This window comes from Vibrio sp. (assembly GCF_984391705.1).
Genome location: NZ_CFHWOM010000109.1, coordinates 1 through 5145, shown reverse-complemented (window position 1 = coordinate 5145; position 5145 = coordinate 1). Strand labels below are relative to the sequence as shown.

At 43.9% G+C, this 5145-nt stretch carries 6 protein-coding genes and 1 pseudogene; all 7 read right to left on the bottom strand.

All coding sequences use genetic code 11. From position 1 onward, the window contains the following. Positions 1 to 103 precede the first annotated feature (103 nt). Entirely contained in the window at positions 104 to 778 is a 675-nt protein-coding gene (locus AC4MRV_RS21505) for a sulfite exporter TauE/SafE family protein (RefSeq protein ID WP_491189327.1), read from the bottom strand. Continuing rightward, positions 775 to 945, bottom strand: a complete 171-nt coding sequence (gene ccoS / locus AC4MRV_RS21500) for a cbb3-type cytochrome oxidase assembly protein CcoS (RefSeq protein WP_491189326.1) — start codon at positions 943 to 945, stop codon at positions 775 to 777. The genes AC4MRV_RS21505 and ccoS overlap by 4 nt, the downstream gene beginning before the upstream one ends. Beyond that, complete coding sequence (locus tag AC4MRV_RS21495) at positions 946 to 3318, bottom strand: heavy metal translocating P-type ATPase (protein ID WP_491189325.1); 2373 nt, start codon at positions 3316 to 3318, stop codon at positions 946 to 948. It lies immediately after the preceding gene. A gap of 9 nt (positions 3319 to 3327) precedes the next feature. After that, positions 3328 to 3807 (bottom strand): FixH family protein, encoded by a 480-nt coding sequence (locus tag AC4MRV_RS21490; protein ID WP_491189324.1) that lies wholly within the window; start codon positions 3805 to 3807, stop codon positions 3328 to 3330. Between the two features lie 104 nt (positions 3808 to 3911). Beyond that, positions 3912 to 4889, bottom strand: a complete 978-nt coding sequence (ccoP, locus tag AC4MRV_RS21485) for a cytochrome-c oxidase, cbb3-type subunit III (RefSeq protein WP_491189323.1) — start codon at positions 4887 to 4889, stop codon at positions 3912 to 3914. Next, complete coding sequence (locus AC4MRV_RS21480; RefSeq protein WP_491189322.1) at positions 4886 to 5062, bottom strand: cbb3-type cytochrome oxidase subunit 3; 177 nt, start codon at positions 5060 to 5062, stop codon at positions 4886 to 4888. The genes ccoP and AC4MRV_RS21480 overlap by 4 nt, the downstream gene beginning before the upstream one ends. 14 nt (positions 5063 to 5076) lie before the next feature. Further along, positions 5077 to 5145, bottom strand: a pseudogene (locus tag AC4MRV_RS21475) (cytochrome-c oxidase, cbb3-type subunit II); the annotation flags it as partial.

The window sequence follows — 5145 nt, the reverse complement described above, 5'->3', positions numbered from 1 at the left end:
CTTTTCAGAAATCATAACAACCTTTCACTATTTGATATACATCAATATTTTAGCATTCATTAACACTAATGGGTAGTGGAAAAAGACGCGTAATAACAGCGATCTAAAAAGTAATTGATAAGAGACTTAATGCACCATAGCCAGTATACAAGCCATATACTAGGAGCATTGAAGCAACAATATGACGAAATGTGACAGAATTTTGTAGTCTATGTAAAAAACTAGCACTGTGGCCGACAAGCAACATTGCTGGAAGCGTACCCAAACCAAACATAAGCATAACTAGAGCTCCGCTCGTTGCACTGCCAGAAACAGCTGACCACGTCAGTGTCGAATAAACAAGACCACATGGCAACCATCCCCAAATGAATCCAAACGGAAGGGCATGAATTGGGCTTTTAAGTGGCAATAACGACTTTCCTGCAGGAGAAATGAGTTTCCAGAGTGATTGGCCAAGTTTTTCAATATATAGTAAACCATGCCACCATCGACCAATGTAGCAAGCCAGTAGAATCATGAAAGCGGCTGCGGCGATTCTAAGCCAAGCAAGCACATCATTGAGTTGACTAACTTGAGAGATGGAAGAGACAGCACCTCCGACTAATGATCCAATTAAGGCGTAACTTGTTAGCCGGCCTAGATTATAGAATAGGGGAGTCCACTTTGAAGGTTTACTCTGTCCTATCGATAACATGGATGCTATGCCACCGCACATTCCCATACAGTGGCCAGCACCAATTAAACCTATGGCAAAGGCTCCGATCCAATCGGGTGTCATTTAGGTTTATTCTCGTGGCTTTCTTTGTCGTCTTCATCGAACAAAATGTTATGACCTTGTCTTTCGAGATCTTCAAATTGTTCACTTTTTACCGCCCACAAGAATACTGCGACCGCGACACATACAAGCACGATTGCAATAGGAATGAGGATATACAAGCTTTCCATCTATTTACCTTGTTCTTTGAGCAAACGAAGAGAGTTAGATACTACAATAATTGAGCTCGCAGACATACCGACTACCGCAAAATATGGAGCAACAAGACCCGCTACTGCTAAAGGGAGGATTAACAAATTATATCCAAGTGACCAGGCGAGATTCTCTCGAATGATTTTTCGAGTTTGAAGGGCTAACTGACGTGCTTCTAAAATACGCTCTAAATGATCTCCAAGTAAAACCATATCCGCCGAAGCTTTAGCGACGTCTGCGCCTCCACCCATAGCAACTGACAAGTGTGAACCAGCAAGCGTTGGGGCATCGTTAATGCCATCACCAATCATCATCGTAACATCACAAGCATCCACTTGTTTTAGGTAGTTCAATTTATCTTGGGGCTTAGCTCCTGCAATAACTTTATCAATACCTATTTCTCTTGCGACAACATCAGCATTTGCCTGAGAATCGCCTGTAAGTAGGGTGATTTTGATTCCCGATTGCTTAAAGCGCTCAATGAAAGACTTCGCTTCTTTTCTAATTGGATCTTGGTAACGGAAAGTTGCTACATGCACGTCATCTACGGATAAATAAATAGAATTTGGCTCGGAAACTGAGTTTTCCCCAAGAATATAGCTAGCACTACCAATCTTTACCTGCTGACCTTTGAAATCGCCCTTGACCCCTGAGCCAATAACGTTCTCAACGTCATCAACTGTGACGGTGTTATCAGCGTAACGTTTAAAGGCGCGAGCGATAGGGTGATTGGCATGGGCTTCTAGTGCCGCAGCGAGCGATAGAGCATCCGTTTCAGTTATGTCAGATGTTAGGTCAACTTTACTTATGACGATATCACCATGAGTTAGGGTGCCTGTTTTATCAACGATAAGGTGATTTACCTTACAAAGCGTTTCAAACACATGGCTTTTACGCAGTAATATGCCGTAGTTACCCATTCTTGATGTTGCGCAGGTTAGCGCAGTTGGCGTAGCCAATGAAAGAGCACATGGGCAGGTAGCCACTAACACAGATAGCATGATCCAAAACGCATCATCGGGATTCGCTTGATGCCAGTAATACCAAGTACCTGCCGCAATAACTAGAATAACAGCGACAAAGTAACGAGCTACGATGTCAGCGATCTCAGCAATCTTCGGTTTTGAAAGCTGAGCTTCATCCTGTAAACGTACGATATTAGAGATCATTGAATCTGCCTTTGATGACATGACCTCAAGCTCGAAAGACTCTTCACCATTTAAAGTGCCAGCGTATACGTGGTCATCAATGGTTTTCACAACAGGGACCGATTCTCCAGTCAACATGGATTCATCGATATGAACGCGGCCACTTATAATTCTGCCATCTGCAGGTACATGCTCTCCAGGTAAGACACGAATACGATCGCCTAGTTTGAGCGTTTTAACGGGTACCTGTTCGCCATCTAGCTTGGTAGCGATCGCTGGAATAAGTTTTAAAAGGTTACCACTGGCTGCGGCAGCTTTGCGACGAGCACGCATTTCTAAGAAGCGTCCAACTAACAGGAAGAACGCAAACATTGAAATTGACTCAAAGAAAACTTCGCCTTGCTCCGTTACAGTAGCCACTAAGCTTGCAAAATAAGCAAAGATCATCGCAATTGATACGGGAACGTCCATTCCCAAAGTCCAGCTCCGAATGCTGCGCCATGCGTTAATGTAAAACGGCAGGGCAGAGTAGAGCATTACTGGTGTAGCAAAGATCAAGCTGACCCAGCGGAAGTAATTCTTAAACTCAGGTTCTAGATCACCAAATACCTCTAAATAAAGCGCAACAGCAAGCATCATGACCTGCATTGTGGCCAGACCTGCGATACCTAAACGGTAGAGATACTGCTTCATCTGTTGGTGATAAGCGGCTTCTTGCTTATCGGCTTCAAAAGGCGCGGCCTTGTAGCCTAACTGATGAATGGCACAGAGAAGTTCGCTTAAGCGAGTCTTGCTCTTATCCCATGCTAAAATCGCTCGGTTCGTGGTGGTGTTGACTCTAATTGATAAAACGCCAGTCTTGTTGGACACTTGCTTCTCTATAAGCCAAGCACAAGCGGCACAAGAGACACCATCAAGCGATAGGGTTACTTCGGCTCTGTCATCAGCATTGCGGACAAATTCTGATTGAACATCTTCATTGTCATAATGGATAAGTGCTTGCAGTTGTTCGGGGACGAGATCCGCTTTTTCTGCTGGCGCTGTGCGATATTGGTAATAAGAAACGAGGCCACTATCGACAATTGTCTGAGCGACTGTTTCACAGCCGGGGCAGCACATCTCTCTAATTTCACCAAGGATTTCTACTTTAAAATCCGTGTTGACTGGTACTTCTTCACCGCAGTGGTAACACGATTTACACATAGACTTCGACTAGTTTTCTAAATAAACAGGAGTAGATGATGGGAAGGTAACTCGCCCTTGAACTAACCACTTTTTGTCGTGGCCTGTCAGCTCGATAAACCAAGGACCTTGTAGCTCCGAATCTAAACTTAATCGGTAGTTTCCTTGCGCATCAGAGGAAAGAAGTTGCGAAAAATCTCGGTCTGGTAGCGTACGGTGAGCAAATAGTGCTGTGATAGCTGGATAGTGATCCAATTGCCCTTTATCAAACTTAATGACAACTGTGTTGCCCTCAGATGCGACAGAAGCGCTTAGCTCTAGATCCTTGGCCACATTGATTTTTGAAATATCAATGTTAATGCCTTTACCTTTTTTATAGTAATCCTCAGTTACAAGTGAAACGGAGTTTTGAGAGAAAACGATAACAGTGATGATTGTCCATACAACAACAGTCAGCGGCAGAATAATTAGAAACCACGGCCAAAACTGCTTATACCAAGGCTTTACCATAAAAAAGTTCTCAATTAATAAAATAGAATCAGGAATTTAACTCTAAAGGAAAGACAGCCCCATTACCATCTATAGAAAGTAAGGGGCTGTTATAGAAATGTAACTTATTGTTCCGAGTTGCTTAAGCTCCAAACATATGCCGAAACAAGCTGAACTTTGTCTTCACCTAGAATGTCTTTCCAAGCTGGCATTACACCAGAACGACCGTTCATTACTGTTTCTGTTACGTCTGCACGTGAACCACCAAATAGCCAGTCTTGGTCTGTCAGGTCAGGTGCACCCACTGCCGGGTTACCTTTACCATCTGTACCATGACACGCTGCACACACTACGAAGCGTGCTTTACCAGCTTCAGCTTCTTTCGCGTTTACAGAGCGGCCTGATAGGCTTAGCGTGTAGCTTACTACTTCTTTCACGCCTTGTTCACCAAGTGCATCTTTCCATGCTGGCATTTGACCAATACGACCATGCATAACAGTAGTTACGATAGCCTGAGGTTCACCACCATATAGCCACGCGTCGTCAGTTAGGTTAGGGAAACCTTTTAGACCACGTGCATCAGAGCCATGACACTGTGAACAGTTCTGCAGGAACAAACGTTGACCTACTTTAACTGCTTCAGAATCTGCCGCGATTTCAGGAATCGGACGTAGCTCATCAGTGCCATTAACATGGGCTAGCTTTTTAAACGCTTCACCAAAGTAGGCATCTGCGTCATCAAGCTCTTTTGCAAATTGGTTCAGTTGCTTGTTGCTTTGAGCTGAAGCAATCGATGCTTTAGATTCTTCAACCGTGCGTACTGTTTGGTCAGAACTTGTCCAGCCTAGTACACCCTTGAAGTTACCCAAACCAGGGTAAAGCGTCAGATAGATTGCTGCGAACACAAATGTACCAACGAAAAGGTAAGTCCACCATTTCGGTAGCGGGTTGTTTAGCTCACGAATACCATCGTATTCGTGACCCATATCCGCACCTTCTTCAACGCCCATTTTATCTTTAAGGCACCAAAAGAGTAGTGCAGCACAGCCGACAAGCGTACCGACTGTAATGATGATTATCCAAAGACTCCAAAATGTCGTCATTGCTTAGTCACTCCTTGTTCTTTTGAAGGCGTCTGCTCTTCATCAGCAAAAACAAGGTTTGCAGCTTCATCAAATCGTGCTTTTCGACTTTTGCCGTAAGCCCACCAAACTACACCTATAAAGCTAACGAATAGCACTATGGTCCAAATACTGTGAATAGTACCGATATCCATAACTACCTCCTTATTTACTTCATCGCGTGACCAAGAGACTGAAGGTAAGCGATGATTGCATCCATCTCTGTTTTACCTTCTAC

Bases quoted from the DNA above. Each gene is read 5' to 3' on its own strand.
- AC4MRV_RS21490 (WP_491189324.1), bottom strand. From the start codon at position 3,807: ATGGTAAAGCCTTGGTATAAGCAGTTTTGGCCGTGGTTTCTAATTATT.
- AC4MRV_RS21480 (WP_491189322.1), bottom strand. From the start codon at position 5,062: ATGGATATCGGTACTATTCACAGTATTTGGACCATAGTGCTATTCGTT.
- AC4MRV_RS21495 (WP_491189325.1), bottom strand. From the start codon at position 3,318: ATGTGTAAATCGTGTTACCACTGCGGTGAAGAAGTACCAGTCAACACG.
- ccoP (WP_491189323.1), bottom strand. From the start codon at position 4,889: ATGACGACATTTTGGAGTCTTTGGATAATCATCATTACAGTCGGTACG.
- AC4MRV_RS21505 (WP_491189327.1), bottom strand. From the start codon at position 778: ATGACACCCGATTGGATCGGAGCCTTTGCCATAGGTTTAATTGGTGCT.
- ccoS (WP_491189326.1), bottom strand. From the start codon at position 945: ATGGAAAGCTTGTATATCCTCATTCCTATTGCAATCGTGCTTGTATGT.